The organism is Bacillus sp. SA1-12 (assembly GCF_000981385.1).
Lineage (GTDB): Bacteria > Bacillota > Bacilli > Bacillales > Bacillaceae > Metabacillus.
In genome coordinates, this window is record NZ_LATZ01000094.1 from 1 (window position 1) to 874 (window position 874).

1 protein-coding gene and 1 pseudogene are annotated in these 874 nt (G+C 36.7%); both read left to right on the forward strand.

Features of this window, described 5'->3' with window-relative positions:
• The coding region (locus WQ54_RS17975; protein WP_046585978.1) for a transposase at positions 1-288 on the forward strand (288 nt) is incomplete at its 5' end.
• Positions 289-420: 132 nt separating this feature from the next.
• Positions 421-874 (forward strand): annotated as a pseudogene (locus tag WQ54_RS17980) (reverse transcriptase domain-containing protein); the annotation flags it as partial.

Here is an 874-nt window from a genome sequence, read left to right on the forward strand (position 1 = left end):
ACAGTAAGACACGTGTATATTAGTAACTATTACTTTGATTTAGCACGAGGACGTGAGCACTATCAAACAAATGATTATAAAAAGGCGAGTAAAAATAGATGGTTAATTGAGCGTCGACATGCAGATAAAGTAAGAAATCATAGTTTACGTCGCAGCCGTTACAGAGGGTTAGAAAGAACATCCATTCACTCTCTTCTATCAACAATAGCTTGTAATGTAAAACGTATGAGTAAATTAATTACTCAAAAACGACAACGGGAGAAGTCTGCCCTTTTACAAGAATCATAGGAATAAAAAGGAGAAAACCCTCATTTATCTCTTGAATTTACCCCTTTTAACATAGAATATCCCTTATAAACACCCGGAAAATGTAAAAATCACCTAAAGAACACATTTAAACGTGCCTTTTTCGGAGGTCTCCAAGGAGGTCCATTGAGTCCTCTTCTTTCAAACATTCTTTTGGATAGACTTGATAAAGAGTTAGAGAGTAGAGGACACAAATTCGTTCGTTACGCCGACGACTGTAATATATACATGAAGTCAAAGAAAGCTGGTGAACGAGTGATGACCTCAATTACAAGTTTTATTGAGAAGAAACTAAAACTTAAAGTTAATAGAGAGAAGTCAGCGGTAGACCGCCCTTGGAAACGGAAGTTTCTTGGTTTCAGTTTTACAAACCATAAGAAACCCAAGGTCAGAATAGCGAATGAAAGTATCAAAAGACTAAAGTCTAGGATACGACAGATCACATCTCGTTCAAAACCTAGTCCTATGGAAGTTAGAATTGGAAAACTAAACCAATATCTAACAGGGTGGTGCGGATACTTCGCTTTAGCTGATACACCAAGTAAGTTCAAAGAATTTGAAGAGTGGA